A 14,218-nucleotide genomic window follows, 5' to 3' on the forward strand; every position below is an offset into this window, starting at 1 on the left:
TCCGTTCGCGAGCGTCAGACTGCGAGCTGGTGCTCCTGCAGGCCCGGGCTGCTGACGCGATAAATACCGATTTCACCTAGAAGATTAGGCCAAAGCCGGCCGCCCAACCCATTACGGTGCAAGTGGTCGACCGCCAGGCGGTCGAGTACCTTGGCGTGGCGTTCGCGGCACAGGTTCTCGAAGTCTTCGAACGTGCAGAAGTGAATGTTCGGCGTGTTGTACCAGGTGTACGGCATGAAGTCCGACACCGGCATGCGGCCTTTGGTCGCCAGGTACCAGCGGCAACGCCAGTGGCCGAAGTTGGGGAAGGTGATGATGCACTGGCGGCCCACCCGCAGCATTTCGTCGAGAATCCGGTCGGGGTACTCCACGGCCTGCAGGGCCTGGGTCATGACCACCACGTCGAAGCTGTTGCTGGCGAAGTTGCCCAGGCCCTTGTCCAGGTCCTGCTCGATCACGTTGACGCCCTTGGCCACGCACTCGGCGATGTTGTCGGCGTCGATCTCCAGGCCGTAGCCGGTGACGTTCTTGCGCTCGCGCAGCGAGGCCAGCAGCTCGCCGTTGCCGCAGCCCAGGTCGAGTACCCGGCTGCCGGCGGGGATCCAGTCTTGGATGATTTCCAGGTCGGCTCTCATGGGGTCCTCACAGGGCGATGCGGTTCATGTAGTTGGCGAAACCCTGCATGTAGCGAGGTGTGGGGATCAGGAAGGCGTCGTGGCCGTAGGGCGAGTCGATATCCAGGTAGCAGACGTTCTTGCGTGCGGCCATCAGGGCATCGACGATCTCCCGCGAACGGGCCGGCGAGAAGCGCCAGTCGGTGGTGAACGACATGATGCAGAAGTCAGCCGTGACATGCGCCAGGGTCGCCGCCAGGTCGCCGTCGTGGGCCGCCGCCGGGTCGTAGTAGTCCAGCGCCTTGGTCATCAGCAGGTAGGTGTTGGCGTCGAAACGCCCGGAGAACTCCTCGCCCTGGTAGCGCAGGTAGCTCTCGACCTGGAATTCGACGCTGTGGAAGTCGTAGTTGAGCTTGTCGCTCTTGAGCTCGCGGCCGAATTTTTCGCCCATCGAGTCGTCGGACAGGTAGGTGATATGGCCGACCATCCGCGCCAGCATCAGGCCGCGCTTGGGGATCACGCCCTGGTCCTGGAACGAACCGCCGTGGAATTCGGGGTCGGTGAGGATGGCCTGGCGCGCCACTTCGTTGAAGGCGATGTTCTGCGCCGACAGCTTGGGTGCCGAGGCGATGTCCACGCAATGGCGTACCCGGTCCGGGTAGGTGATGGTCCACTGCAGCGCCTGCATGCCGCCGAGGCTGCCGCCGACGATGGCGGCCCAGGTGTGGATGCCGAGGCGATCGGCCAGGCGCGCCTGGCTGTGCACCCAGTCTTCCACCGTCAGCACCGGGAAATCGGCGCCGTAGGGCTTGCCGGTGGCCGGGTTGAGGCTGCTGGGGCCGGTGCTGCCGTTGCAACCGCCGAGGTTGTTCAGGCTGACCACGAAGAAGCGGTTGGTGTCGATCGGCTTGCCGGGGCCGATGCAGCTGTCCCACCAGCCCGGCTTGCGGTCGGTGGCGGCGTGGTAGCCGGCGGCATGGTGGTGGCCGGACAACGCGTGGCAGATGAGCACGGCGTTGCTGGCGTTGCTGTTGAGCTCGCCATAGGTTTCGTAGATGAGTTCGTACGAGGCCAGGGCGCGGCCACAGGCCAGGGCCAACGGTTCATCGAACCGGGCGATCTGCGGTGTTACCAGACCGACGGAATCTTCGGGAAAGACAGTGGACATCGACCCTGCTCACGCTTGACGGAGGCGTAAGTCTAAAGAGCGCTACCCCCAGCGGCAAGCAATGGCTTGCCGCTGGAGACATCGTGGGTCAGATCATCCGCCACAGCTCTTGTGGCATGCCGGCGTAGGCCGCCAGCTGGGGCATGAGGAACGACTGGATCACCTGGATGGCGATGAAGGCGAAGATCGGCGAGATGTCCATGCCGCCCAGGTTCGGCACCAGGCGACGGAACGGCGCCAGCACCGGCTCGCTGATCTGGTAGGCCAGCTCGGCAGCAGGGTTGTGGCTGTTGGGCGCGACCCACGAGACGATCACCATGACGATCATCGCCACCCAGAAAATCTTCAGGAACAGCGAGGTGATGCCGATGATCGCCCACATCAGCAGGTGCAGGACGTCGCCGAAGGTACCGTAGGTGACCATCAGCACGAAGGCCATCAACAGCGCCTGGATCAGCACCGACAGCAGCAGCGACGATGTATCCAGGCCGGCAATGCTCGGGATTACCCGGCGCAGCGGCTTGAGCAGCGGCTGAGTGGCGCGCACGGCGAACTGGCTGAGCGGGTTGTAGAAGTCGGCCTTGACCAGTTGCAGCACGAAGCGCAGCAGGACGATCGCCAGGTACAGGCTGACCAGGGTTTGCACCACGAAGATCGCGGCGCCGGACAGTGCATTCATTGAAAAAGGCTCCTTATTTGCCCAGTTGTTCGGCCAGTTCCGCGGAGCGCTTGGCCGCGGCTTCCAGTGCCTGCTCGACGATGGCCTCGAAGCCATTGGCCTGGAACGACTTGATCGCCGCTTCCGTGGTGCCGGCAGGCGAGGTGACCCGGCGGCGCAGCTCGGCGGCATCGACGTCGCTGGCCACGGCCATGCGTGCGGCGCCCAGGGCGGTTTGCAGGGTCAGTTGCGAGGCGGTTTCACGCGGCAGGCCGAGCTTCTCGCCAGCGGCGGTCATGGCTTCGATCAGCAGGAAGAAGTAGGCCGGGCCGCTGCCGGAAACAGCGGTGACGGCATCCAGTTGCTGTTCCTGGTCCAGCCACAGGGCGGTGCCGACGGCGGACAGCAACTGCTCGGCCTGCTCGCGCTGCTCGGCTGACACTTGCTCGGTGGCGTACAGGCCACTGACGCCCTGGCGCAGCAGTGCCGGGGTGTTGGGCATGCAGCGCACCACCGGGATCGCGCCCAGCCAGGCCTGCAGGCTGGCACAGGTGATGCCGGCGGCGATGGAGACGACCAACTGGCCAGGCTTGAGGTTCGGCTTAAGGGTTTCGCAGACGGCTTTCATCACCTGCGGCTTGACCGCCAGGACGATCACATCCACACCGTCGATGGCCTGGGCGTTGTCGGCGAATGCTTCGATGCCGTGCTCGGCCTGGATGCGCGCGCGGGTGTCGGCACCCGGGTCGCTGGCGCGGATCTGCGAGGCGTCCAGGCCCTGGGCGCGCAGGCCGCCGATCAGGCTGGCGGCCATGTTGCCGGCGCCGATAAAGGCAATACGAGTCTTGCTCATGTCAGGTCCTTGAGGGAAAGAGTGAGTTTAAGCATGGATTCAGGGCTGGCCGTAGTCGCGCGCACCGAACAGGGCGGTGCCGATACGGACCCAGGTCGCACCTTGGGCGATCGCGGCTTCAAGGTCATGGCTCATGCCCATCGACAGGGTGTCCAGGCCCAGGCCGAGTTGCGCTTGCAGCTGGCGCAGGGTGGCGAAGGCGGCCTCTTGTTGGGCACGGTCTTCGGTCGGCTCCGGGATCGCCATCAGCCCGCGCAGGCGCAGGCCGGGGAGGGCGCTGACGGCCTGGGCCAGCGCCGGCAGGTCGGCGGGCGCGCAGCCGGACTTGCTGTCTTCACCGCTGACGTTCACCTGCAGGCAGATGTTCAGCGGCGGCAGATGGCCCGGGCGTTGCTCGGACAGGCGTTGGGCGATCTTCAGGCGGTCCACGGAATGTACCCAGTCGAAGTGCTCGGCGATGGCTTTGGTCTTGTTCGACTGAATGGGGCCGATGAAGTGCCAGATCAAGGGCAGGTCGGAAAGCGCCTGTTGTTTTGTCAGGGCTTCCTGAAGGTAGTTTTCGCCCACATCGCGCAGCCCGGCCGCAAAGGCCTCGCGCACGGCGCTGGCGGGCTTGGTCTTGCTGACCGCCAGCAACTGGACGCTGGCCGGGTCGCGTCCGGCGGCCCTGGCCGCGCTGTCGATACGGCTGGCAATGGCGGAAATGTTGTCTGCTAGGGTGGACATGGATCGTCGCCGGCGGCTGTGAGGTCTGCGGCATTCTACCTGCTTGATGGCCGTTGGGGAGTCTCATGGATGTGACCGACCTGCTGGCCCGGGCTGTGGCTGCGGGCGCCAGTGACCTGCACCTAGCCGCGGGCGAGCCACCGCTGTTGCGCCTGGATGGCGAGTTGCAGCGCATGGCGCTGCCGGTGCTGACGTGCACGGCGCTGGAACAGGGAATGGCCGGCCTGCTCGATGAAGGGCAGCGGCGGCAATGGCTGTGCGGTGATGAACTGGACCTGGCGCTGAGCCTGCCCGGCGTGGGGCGCCTGCGCTTGAACCTGTTCCGTCAGCGCAATGGCTTGGGCGTAAGCGTGCGGCTGATTCCGGCGCGGGTCCCCAGCCTCGACGAACTTGACCTGAACGATGTGTATCAAGCCGTTGCGCAATGCCGGGATGGCCTGGTGCTGGTGGGTGGGCCGACGGGTAGCGGCAAGTCCAGCACCCTGGCGGCGCTGCTTGATCAGCTCAATCGTGAACGCGCGCTGCAGGTCATCACCCTTGAAGACCCCATCGAATTTATCCACAGCGGGCAGGGCTGCCTGGTCAATCAGCGAGAGATCGGTGTGCACAGCCGTGACTTCGCCCAGGGGCTGCGCAGTGCCTTGCGTCAGGACCCGGATGTGATCATGGTCGGCGAACTGCGCGATCTGGAGAGTATCCGCCTGGCGTTGCGCGCTGCGGAAACCGGGCATCTGGTGCTGGCAACGGTGCACACCCGCTCGGCGGTGAACAGCATCGACCGGCTGGTGGAGGTGTTCGCTGCCGAGGAGAAGCCGCTGGTGCGCATGATGCTGGCCGAATCGCTGCGCCTGGTGGTGGCTCAGGTGCTGGTCAGGCGGAAAGGTGGCGGCAGGGTGGCGGCCAGGGAGGTGCTCGTGGCGACGCCAGCGGTGCGCAACTTGATTCGCGAGGGCCGCATGGTGCAGGTGCAGTCGGCGATGCAGGCGGGGGCGGCGTTGGGGATGCGCACGATGGAGGGGGCGTTGCAGGCGCTCAAGCACAAAGGGCTGGTTAACTAGCGCTGTTGCCTGCTCGAGCTAAATCGCGGGGGTAGTGCATTCCCTAGGATTGCACAGTACCTGTGGGAGCGGGTTTACCCGCGAAGATGGCACCTCGGTGCCTGGCACGGGCTATGCCCGTGTTCGCGGGTGAACCCGCTCCCACAGGCAGAGTGCAACTGTTTGAATGGCGAGCAAGACAGTCACTCCCACGCCAGGTTTGCTGTTGGTCGTGGGAGCGGCGGCTTGCCGCGCGATTGTCGGCTTAGCGCTTGGCCAGGGCCAGCGCTTGCTGGTCCTTGGGCAAAACGCGCTTGGCCACGACGTAATGCTTCTGCCAGTAAGGTTTCTCCAGGCTGTCGATGCTCACCCGTTTGCCGGTGCGCGGCGCGTGGATGAAGCGGTCGTTACCCAGGTAGATGGCCACATGATTGACCCGGCGGCTCTTGATGTTGAAGAAAATCAGGTCGCCCGGCTTGAGGTCACTCTTGGCCACCTTCACACCCTGGCCCTGGGCCATGGCATTGGAGGTGCGCGGCAGGTCGACGTCAGCCACGTCGTTGAAGGCGTACTTGACCAGGCCGCTGCAGTCGAAACCCTTCTTCGGGCTGCTGCCGCCCCAGCGGTACGGCGTGCCGAGCACGTTCACGGCGCGGCTGAGCACTTCGCTGCTCTGCTTGGGCGACATGGCCACGGCCTGCAGTGCCTGGCGCTGGGTGGCGTTGCTCGGGCGGGCGGCGCTGAGGGTGGCCTTGCGGTACTGCACAGGGGCGCGTTTCACCGAGCTGTCGGCATTGCTCGTGTAACCGGTGAAACCGCTTGGAAGACGTTGCTCACGATTGGTGGCGTGGGCGGCCAGGGGTAATAAAAGGCAGAGGGTCAGCCATGTCTTGATGAAAGGCGGCATAGTTGATGCTCTTATAGGGTGTTGGCGCGCAACTTTATAACAGCTTTTTGATCAAATTCTGATCCGTTGGTCGATTGGCCACGTACCATATGTCGGGTCAACACGGAAAAGTCACATTTTCCGTTAGAAAATTTTCGGCTAACCCACGAGGGCTTCGAATGAATGGTTATCAACAGAGTGCGCCCGCGCACGACACCCACAGCAAGGTCCTCGGCTACCTGTTGTGGATTTTCGGCTTCACCGGCGCGCACCGTTTCTACTACGGCAAGCCGATTACCGGGACCATCTGGTTCTTCACCCTGGGGCTTCTGGGAATTGGCTGGCTGATCGACCTGTTCCTGATCCCGTCGATGGACCGCGAGGCGGATCTGCGGTTCGAGTCCGGCGGCGTGGACTACAACCTGGCGTGGATCTTCCTGACCTTCCTCGGGGTGTTCGGTGTGCACCGTCTGTATCAGGGCAAGTGGATCAGTGCACTGATCTACCTGTTTACCGGCGGCCTGTTCCTGCTGGGTGTGCTGTACGACTTCTGGACACTCAACAGCCAGGTTTCCCAGGTCAACGCCGAGCGTCGCCGGGTATGAAAAAAGGCCTTGTCGCGCAGCGCGGCAAGGCCTTATTCGTTACTGGCGGCGTTGCTGCAACAGCAGGTTGCTGAAGCCTGCCCCGGCCAGTTGCTTCTGCGCCACGGTGAGCTGTTCGCGGTTGCTGAACGGCCCGACCATCACGCGGTACCAGGTTTCTTCTTTCACCGTCCCCGATTCCACTTTCACCGCCTGGCCCAGCAGGATGATCTGCGCGCGAACCTTGTCGGCATCCGCCTGCTTGCGGAACGAGCCGGCCTGCAGGAAGAACTGGGTGGTCGGTGCCGGCTTGATCACCGGTGGTGCCGGCGGTGGCGTTTGCCCCAGCAGTGCGGCCTGGGCACGGGCGGTGTCGATCTTGGCCGCTTCCGCCGGGGTGACCGGCGTGGTTGGCACGGCCGGCACCGGCGGAGTCTTCTCGGGCACCGCTTCCGGCGGCACGATCACTTCCGACTCTGGCAGCAGGGTGTAGAAGTCGTACTTCGGTTTCACCGGTTGCTGCGGCGTAGGTGTGGTGGCCTTGCTCGCCTCGGCGACCTTCTCCGGCTTCTGCTGTTCGGGTTTGGTGCGCTTGATGTCGCCGCCACCCGGTTCGAGTTTCATCAGGAAGACGATGAAGGCGCCGACGGTCAGGCCGACCGCCAGCCACACCCAGCCCGGGATCGGCTGCTTGGCGGCGGGCTGGTGGCGGCTGGCGCCGCGCTTGGGCGCGGGCTTTTTCTTTGCTGCAGCCAAGTTACATACGCTCCAGGGTTTCCAGGCCGAGCAGCTCCAGGCCCTGTTTGAGGGTACGGCCGGTCAGGGCTGCCAGGCGCAGACGGCTCTGCTGCTGCTCCGGGGTCTCGGCGCTGAGGATCGGGCAGTTCTCGTAGAAGCTGGAGAACAGGCCGGCGAGGTCGTACAGGTAGCTGCACAGGACGTGCGGGGTGCCTTTGTCGGCGACATTGTTGAGAATTTCGCCGAACTGCGCCAGGCGCGCGGCCAGGTCCTGCTCGTGGGCAGCCTGCAGCACGATCTTGCCGTCCACCTCGTCGAAGCCCTTGCCGAGCTTGCGGAACACGCCGGCCACACGGGTGTAGGCGTAGAGCAGGTAGGGCGCGGTGTTGCCTTCGAAGTTGAGCATCAGCTCGAAGTTGAAGCTGTAGTCGCTGGTGCGGTGCTTGGACAGGTCGGCGTATTTCACCGCACCGATGCCCACCACTTCACCGATCTTGCGCAGCTCGTCCTCGGCCAGGCCCGGGTTCTTTTCCTTGACCAGCGCATAGGCGCGCTCCTTGGCCTCGTTGAGCAGGTCGATCAGCTTGACGGTGCCGCCATCGCGGGTCTTGAACGGGCGGCCGTCGGCGCCGTTCATGGTGCCGAAGCCCATGTGCTCCATCTGCATCGGGTGGCCGACGAAGCCGGCGCGGCGGGCCACTTCGAACACCTGGTTGAAGTGCAGGGCCTGGCGCTGGTCGACGAAGTACAGGGCGCGATCAGCCTGAAGCTTGTTGCTGCGGTAGCGCACGGCGGCCAGGTCGGTGGTGGCGTACAGGTAGCCGCCGTCGGCCTTCTGCACGATCACTGGCAGCGGGTCGCCCTCGGCGTTCTTGAATTCGTCGAGGAACACGCACTGGGCGCCCTGGTTCTCCACCAGCAGGCCCTTGGCCTTGAGGTCGGCAACCACATTCGCCAGGTCGTCGTTGTAGGCGCTCTCGCCCATCACGTCGGCCATGGTCAGCTTGACGTTGAGCAGTTCGTAGGTCTTCTGGCAGTGGGACAGCGAGATGTCCTTGAAGCGCGTCCACAGCGCCAGGCACTCGGGGTCGCCGGCCTGCAGCTTGACCACCAGGCCACGGGCGCGGGTGGCGAACTCTTCGGACTCGTCGAAGCGCTTCTTCGCCGCGCGGTAGAAGTTCTCCAGGTCCGACAGCTCGTCGCTGGTGATCGGGTTTTCCTGCAGGTAGGCCATCAGCATGCCGAACTGGGTGCCCCAGTCGCCGACGTGGTTCTGGCGGATGACGTTATCGCCGAGGAACTCCAGCACGCGGGCGACGCTGTCGCCGATGATGGTCGAGCGCAGGTGGCCGACGTGCATCTCCTTGGCCAGGTTCGGCGCCGACATGTCGATCACGACTTTCTCGAGCGGGCCGGCCTTGCGCACGCCCAGGCGGTCGTCGGCCAGGGCGGCGTCGAGGCGGCTGGCCAGGGCGTCGGTGTTCTGGAAGAAGTTCAGGAAGCCGGGGCCGGCAATCTCGGCCTTGCTGATGTCGGCGCTGGCCGGCAGGGCTGCAATGATTTTCTCAGCCAGGTCGCGCGGCTTCATGCCGGCCGGCTTGGCCAGCATCATGGCGATGTTGCTGGCGAAGTCGCCGTGGGTCTTGTCCCGGGCGTTTTCCACCTGGATCGCCGGCGTCAGCCCTTCAGGCAGCACACCGTCGGTGACGAGTTGGGTGAGGGCTTGCTGGATCAGCTGGCGAATGGTGTCTTTCATGGGGATCTCTTTTCGACCGCAAGCGCGGTGGGGCGCTTCGATGCGCAGGTGGAAAAACTGGGCATTATCCGTTGCCGGGGGCGGGTTGCCAACCTTTCAGCGGCGAGCTGCAAGTTTCAAGCGGCAAGCTGCAAGTAGAGGCCCCAGCGCAAGGCAGCTGTTTCTTGCAGCTTGAGGCTTGCAGCTTGTCGCTCAATAAAGGTCGACCGGGTCGACATCCAGCGACCAGCGCACTTGCCGCCCGGACGGCATCTGCTCCAACACTAGCAACCAGGCGCTGATCAGTCGATGCAACTGAGCCCGGGCATTGGCCTGGAGCAACAGTTGCGCACGGAATCGCCCCGCCCGTCGCTCCATGGGCGCCGGCACCGGGCCCAGCAGCTCGATGCCATGCAGGCCCTGTTCGGCCAGCACGCGCTCGGCGGCGGCGCAGGCTTCGTCGAGGAAACCTTCGGCCTGGCCGGGCTTGTGCGCATCGGCGCGCAGCAGGGCCAGGTGGGCGAACGGCGGCAGGCCGGCGGCGCGGCGTTCGCTCAGGGCCTGTTCGGCAAAGGCGAAGTAGCCCTGTTCGGTCAGTTGCACCAGCAACGGATGGTCGGCCAGGTGGGTCTGCACGATGACCTTGCCCGGTTCTTCGGCGCGCCCGGCGCGGCCCGCCACCTGTACGATCAGCTGGGCCATGCGCTCGCTGGCGCGGAAATCGCCGGAGAACAGCCCGCCGTCGGCATCGAGGATCGCCACCAGGGTCACCCGCGGGAAGTGGTGCCCCTTGGCCAGCATCTGGGTGCCGACCAGGATGCTCGGCTGGCCGCGCTGGATGGTGGTGAACAGGTTATGCATGGCGTCCTTGCGCGAGGTGCTGTCGCGGTCCACGCGCAGGATCGGGTAGTCGGGGAACAGCACCTTCAGGCGTTCTTCGGCACGTTCGGTGCCGGCACCTACGGGGCGCAGGTCGACGTGGGCGCATTGCGGGCACTGCAGCGGCAGGCGCTCGTCGTAACCGCAGTGGTGGCAGCGCAGCACGGCCGAGCGCTGGTGCACGGTCATGCGCGCGTCGCACCGTGGGCATTCCGAAAGCCAGCCGCAGTCGTGGCACAGCAGGGTTGGGGCGAAGCCGCGGCGGTTGAGGAACACCAGCACCTGTTGGCCGGCTTCCAGGGTCTGGCGGATCGCTTGCTGCAGTGGGCCGCTGATGCCGCTGTCCAGTGGCAGGCTGCGCACGTCCAGGCGCAGGAAGCGCGGTGCGCGGGCACCGCCGGCGCGCTGGTTCATGCGCAGCAGGCCGTAGCGGCCACTGTGGGCGTTGTGCAGGCTCTCCAGCGACGGGGTGGCCGAGCCCAGCAGGATCGGGATGTTCTCCTGATGCGCGCGCACCACAGCCAGGTCGCGGGCGTGGTAGCGCAGGCCTTCCTGCTGTTTATAGGAGCCGTCGTGCTCCTCGTCGATGATGATCAGCCCCGGGTTCTTCATCGGCGTGAACAGCGCCGAACGGGTGCCGATGATGATGTCCGCCTCGCCGTCGCGCGCCGCCAGCCAGGCGTCCAGGCGCTCGCGGTCGCCCACGGCCGAGTGCAGCAGGGCGATGCGTGCATTGAAGCGTTGCTCGAAGCGCTGCAAGGTCTGCGGGCCGAGGTTGATCTCGGGGATCAGGATCAACGCCTGTTTGCCGGCCTCCAGGGTTTCGCGGATCAGTTGCAGGTAGACCTCGGTCTTGCCGCTGCCGGTGACGCCCGCCAGCAGGAACGCGTGGAAGGCGCCGAAGCCTGAGCGCACGGCCTCGAAGGCGGCGCGCTGTTCTTCGTTGAGCGGCAGCTCCGGCTGGGCCAGCCAGTGCTCGTGACGGGCGGCTGGCAGGTGGCGGCGGGTCTCCACCTCGACCAGGTCCTTGGCCAGCAGCAGGTCGAGGCTGTCCTTGTTCAGGCCGAGCTTGCTCAGCAGGCTGTGGGCCACGCCGTGCGGGTGCTGCGAAAGCGTCTTCAGGGCTTCGCGCTGGCGCGGCGCGCGGGCAATGCGCGGGTCTTCCAGGCGCGCCCCGGCGGCGACATGCCAGAAGCGCTCCTGCCGCACTTCGGCCGGCTCGCCCTGGCGCAACAGGGTGGGCAGCGCCCAGTTCAGGGTGTCGCCCAGGCTGTGCTGGTAGTACTGCGCCGTCCACAGGCACAGCTTGAACAGCGCCGGAGGCAGTGGCGAGACCGGGTCGAGCAAGGCACTGGCGGGCTTGAGCTTGTCCGCCGACACTTCACTTTGGTCGGCCACCTCCACCAGCACGCCGATCATTTCCCGGCGGCCGAACGGCACGCGAAAGCGCATGCCGGGGGTCAGGGCCTGGCGCGCCATGCTTGCGGTGGCCCGGTAGTCGAACAGGCGACGCAGGGGCGAGGGCAGGGCAAGGCGCAGGATAACGTCGGACACGCGGAAGGTCTCTGGAGGGCGTTTCACAAATCAGGCGAGCCTAGCAGACGACGGTCGGTGCAAGCGACAACTTGCGCTGGCGTCGCGCTCTGGTATTATTCGCCGCCTAATTACGTGCGGTATTCAACAATAGGTGTTGGGTGGCGGCACGCAGCTCGAGGAAGTGACCATGAAAGCAGATATTCATCCGAACTACGAAGTAGTTGCAGTCACCTGCAGCTGCGGCAACAAATTCGAAACTCGTTCGACCCTGGCCAAGCCGCTGGCGATCGACGTGTGCTCCCAGTGCCACCCGTTCTACACTGGCAAGCAGAAAGTCCTGGACACCGGTGGTCGCGTACAGAAGTTCGCCGATCGCTTCGGCATGTTCGGTGCCAAGAAGTAAGATGCGCATGGCGAAGCCTTCGGGGTTCGCACTGTTGCAGAAGAAGGCGTCCCTTGTGGGCGCCTTTTTTGTGGGCGCGATTTGGCATTTCCCGGCCCTGGCCTTCTGCCCGTTGCCTGACCGGCCGCAGCAGGTTGCGGTGCGCTACGTGGTCGATGGCGATACCGTTCGCCTGGTTGATGGCCGCAGTGTTCGCCTGATTGGCATCAATGCTCCGGAAGTCGCAGGTAAAGGGCGGCCCAGCGAGCCCTATGCCGAAGCGGCCAAGCGCCGCCTGCAGGCGTTGATCAAGGCCAGCGATGGCCGGGTCGGGCTGGTGCCTGGGGTTGAAAGCAAAGACAAGTACGGGCGCACCCTGGCGCATATCTACAGCCGTAATGGCCACAATCTGGAAGCACAACTGCTCAGCGAAGGCTTGGCCTACCGCATCGCATTTGCGCCCAACACACGCCTTACCGGGTGTCAGCAGCAAGCTGAACAGGTCGCGCGCAAGGCGCGACTAGGGCTCTGGCGGCAATCGCCGGTGCTGCGTGCGCGGGATGTACGGCAATCTGGTTTTGCACTGATCAGCGGCAAAATCAATGGCATCGAGCGCAATCGCGGCGGTGTCTGGCTGGAGTTGGACAATAACCTGGTGGTGCGGATTCCCGCTCGTCTGCAGCGCAACTTCCCCGCCAGCTTCTTCGCTAACCTCAAAGGACGCCAGGTCGAGGTGCGGGGCTGGGTGCTGGACCGTTCCCGCAAGGGAGCGCTCAAGCCCGGGCAGCGACGCTGGGTGGTGCCATTGACCGATCCGAGTATGTTGCAGCCTGCTTCTGGCTAAATAGTTGTAGACAGTTTGCTATTGGATTGTACACACTAGGCTTTCGCAAGCCCCGTGGGTTATAGCGTAAAGTCGTAGGCCAAAGGCCTTGACACTAGTGACCGGGCAGTCTTGTCGCCCCCCGGCACTTTGCGTATCCTCGGCGGTCCGTCAGAACAGTAAATAGCGGAATGCCCATCATGTCAGACCTGAAAACCGCCGCTCTCGAATACCACGCCCAGCCCCGTCCGGGGAAACTGAGCGTCGAGCTCTCCAAGCCTACCGCCACTGCCCGTGACCTCGCCCTGGCCTACAGCCCAGGCGTCGCCGAACCGGTGCGCGAGATTGGTCGTGATCCAGAGCTGGCCTACAAATACACCGGCAAGGGCAACCTGGTTGCGGTGATTTCCGACGGTACCGCGATCCTCGGTCTGGGTGACCTGGGCCCGCTGGCCTCGAAGCCGGTCATGGAAGGCAAGGGTGTTCTGTTCAAGCGTTTCGCCGGTATCGACGTGTTCGACATCGAAGTCGAATCGGAAAGCCCACAGGCCTTCATCGACACCGTACGCCGCATCTCCATCACCTTCGGTGGCATCAACCTCGAAGACATCAAGGCACCTGAGTGCTTCGAGATCGAACGCACCCTGATCGAACAGTGCGACATCCCGGTGTTCCACGATGACCAGCACGGCACCGCGATCGTTACCGCGGCCGGCATGATCAACGCCCTGGAAATCGCCGGCAAGAAGCTCGAAGACGCCAAGATCGTCTGCCTGGGCGCCGGCGCTGCCGCCATCTCCTGCATGAAACTGCTGGTGAGCATGGGCGCCAAGGTCGAGAACATCTTCATGATCGACCGCAGCGGTGTGATCCACGCCGGCCGTGACGATCTGAACCAGTACAAGGCGCAGTTCGCCCACGCCACCGACAAGCGCACCCTGGCTGACGCGCTGGACGGTGCCGACGTGTTCGTTGGCCTGTCCGGCCCGAACCTGCTGAGCGCAGAAGGCCTGAAGTCGATGGCTGCCAACCCGATCGTGTTCGCCTGCTCGAACCCCGATCCAGAGATCTCCCCGGAGCTGGCTCACGCCACCCGCAGCGACGTGATCATGGCCACCGGTCGTTCCGACTACCCGAACCAGGTCAACAACGTACTGGGCTTCCCGTTCATCTTCCGCGGTGCCCTGGACGTTCGCGCCAAGCGCATCAACGAAGAAATGAAGATCGCTGCCGCCGTCGCCCTGAAGGACCTGGCCAAGCTGCCGGTGCCGAAGGAAGTCTGCGACGCCTACGGCGTTCAGGCACTGGAGTTCGGTCGTGAGTACATCATCCCGAAACCACTGGATGCACGCCTGATCACCGTCGTTTCCGATGCCGTGGCCAAGGCCGCCATCGAGTCCGGCGTGGCGACCCTGCCGTATCCGAAGCACTACCCGCTGAAAAGTGTGGATGACGTGTTCAACGGCTGATACAGCCGTAGCGTCATGAAAAAGCCCCGGCTCGTGAGAGTCGGGGCTTTTTTGTTTGACGTTGTCCGGCTGGCACGGCCCCGTGTAGGAGCGGCCCTGGGCCTAATGCCAGTCAGTTAGTGCTTCATCG

14 protein-coding genes are annotated in these 14,218 nt (G+C 64.6%); 5 read left to right on the forward strand and 9 right to left on the reverse strand.

Translation table 11 applies throughout. The features are described 5' to 3' along the window. Positions 1–14: 14 nt before the first annotated feature. The 5 genes from metW to ABE459_RS02985 form a co-directional block, all read right to left on the reverse strand. The gene (gene metW / locus ABE459_RS02965; protein ID WP_125465924.1) at positions 15–635 is read right to left on the reverse strand and encodes a methionine biosynthesis protein MetW; all 621 of its coding nucleotides are present in this window, start codon (positions 633–635) and stop codon (positions 15–17) included. Positions 636–642: 7 nt separating this feature from the next. Next, positions 643–1,782, reverse strand: coding sequence for a homoserine O-acetyltransferase (locus ABE459_RS02970; protein ID WP_110996008.1), 1,140 nt, complete (start codon positions 1,780–1,782; stop codon positions 643–645). Between the two features lie 88 nt (positions 1,783–1,870). After that, a complete protein-coding gene (locus ABE459_RS02975) occupies positions 1,871–2,461 on the reverse strand; it encodes a YggT family protein (RefSeq protein ID WP_110996007.1) in 591 nt (196 codons plus the stop codon). A gap of 13 nt (positions 2,462–2,474) precedes the next feature. Continuing rightward, the gene (proC, locus tag ABE459_RS02980; RefSeq protein ID WP_125465923.1) at positions 2,475–3,293 is read right to left on the reverse strand and encodes a pyrroline-5-carboxylate reductase; all 819 of its coding nucleotides are present in this window, start codon (positions 3,291–3,293) and stop codon (positions 2,475–2,477) included. Between the two features lie 39 nt (positions 3,294–3,332). After that, positions 3,333–4,019, reverse strand: a complete 687-nt coding sequence (locus tag ABE459_RS02985; protein ID WP_125860892.1) for a YggS family pyridoxal phosphate-dependent enzyme — start codon at positions 4,017–4,019, stop codon at positions 3,333–3,335. A 65-nt stretch (positions 4,020–4,084) separates the two neighbouring features. On the opposite strand from ABE459_RS02985, the gene ABE459_RS02990 reads away from it, so the two are divergent. Beyond that, positions 4,085–5,077 (forward strand): PilT/PilU family type 4a pilus ATPase, encoded by a 993-nt coding sequence (locus tag ABE459_RS02990; protein ID WP_323830784.1) that lies wholly within the window; start codon positions 4,085–4,087, stop codon positions 5,075–5,077. Positions 5,078–5,321: 244 nt separating this feature from the next. Here ABE459_RS02990 and ABE459_RS02995 read toward each other — a convergent pair whose 3' ends face one another. After that, positions 5,322–5,963, reverse strand: coding sequence for an NlpC/P60 family protein (locus ABE459_RS02995; RefSeq protein WP_322359583.1), 642 nt, complete (start codon positions 5,961–5,963; stop codon positions 5,322–5,324). A 158-nt stretch (positions 5,964–6,121) separates the two neighbouring features. Here ABE459_RS02995 and ABE459_RS03000 point away from each other — a divergent pair, with 158 nt between their 5' ends. Next, positions 6,122–6,547: a TM2 domain-containing protein gene (locus ABE459_RS03000; RefSeq protein WP_258705290.1), complete on the forward strand. Its 426-nt coding sequence runs from the start codon at positions 6,122–6,124 to the stop codon at positions 6,545–6,547. A gap of 39 nt (positions 6,548–6,586) precedes the next feature. Here the strand turns inward: ABE459_RS03000 and ABE459_RS03005 are convergent, their stop codons facing one another. From ABE459_RS03005 to ABE459_RS03015, 3 genes are all read right to left on the reverse strand, one after another. Beyond that, positions 6,587–7,282, reverse strand: a complete 696-nt coding sequence (locus ABE459_RS03005) for an SPOR domain-containing protein (protein ID WP_125465918.1) — start codon at positions 7,280–7,282, stop codon at positions 6,587–6,589. Position 7,283: 1 nt separating this feature from the next. Next, positions 7,284–9,020, reverse strand: a complete 1,737-nt coding sequence (gene argS, locus ABE459_RS03010; RefSeq protein ID WP_323830783.1) for an arginine--tRNA ligase — start codon at positions 9,018–9,020, stop codon at positions 7,284–7,286. Between the two features lie 192 nt (positions 9,021–9,212). Then, positions 9,213–11,432, reverse strand: coding sequence for a primosomal protein N' (locus ABE459_RS03015; protein ID WP_323830782.1), 2,220 nt, complete (start codon positions 11,430–11,432; stop codon positions 9,213–9,215). A gap of 169 nt (positions 11,433–11,601) precedes the next feature. On the opposite strand from ABE459_RS03015, the gene rpmE reads away from it, so the two are divergent. From rpmE to ABE459_RS03030, 3 genes are all read left to right on the forward strand, one after another. Beyond that, positions 11,602–11,817, forward strand: a complete 216-nt coding sequence (rpmE, locus tag ABE459_RS03020; RefSeq protein WP_125465915.1) for a 50S ribosomal protein L31 — start codon at positions 11,602–11,604, stop codon at positions 11,815–11,817. A 1-nt stretch (position 11,818) separates the two neighbouring features. Continuing rightward, positions 11,819–12,640: a thermonuclease family protein gene (locus ABE459_RS03025; protein ID WP_323830781.1), complete on the forward strand. Its 822-nt coding sequence runs from the start codon at positions 11,819–11,821 to the stop codon at positions 12,638–12,640. A 179-nt stretch (positions 12,641–12,819) separates the two neighbouring features. Beyond that, a complete protein-coding gene (locus tag ABE459_RS03030) occupies positions 12,820–14,088 on the forward strand; it encodes a malic enzyme-like NAD(P)-binding protein (protein WP_110996568.1) in 1,269 nt (422 codons plus the stop codon). Positions 14,089–14,218 lie beyond the last annotated feature (130 nt).

It is taken from the genome of Pseudomonas sp. TWI923, from assembly GCF_039673365.1.
In the GTDB taxonomy this organism is placed as follows: domain Bacteria; phylum Pseudomonadota; class Gammaproteobacteria; order Pseudomonadales; family Pseudomonadaceae; genus Aquipseudomonas; species Aquipseudomonas sichuanensis.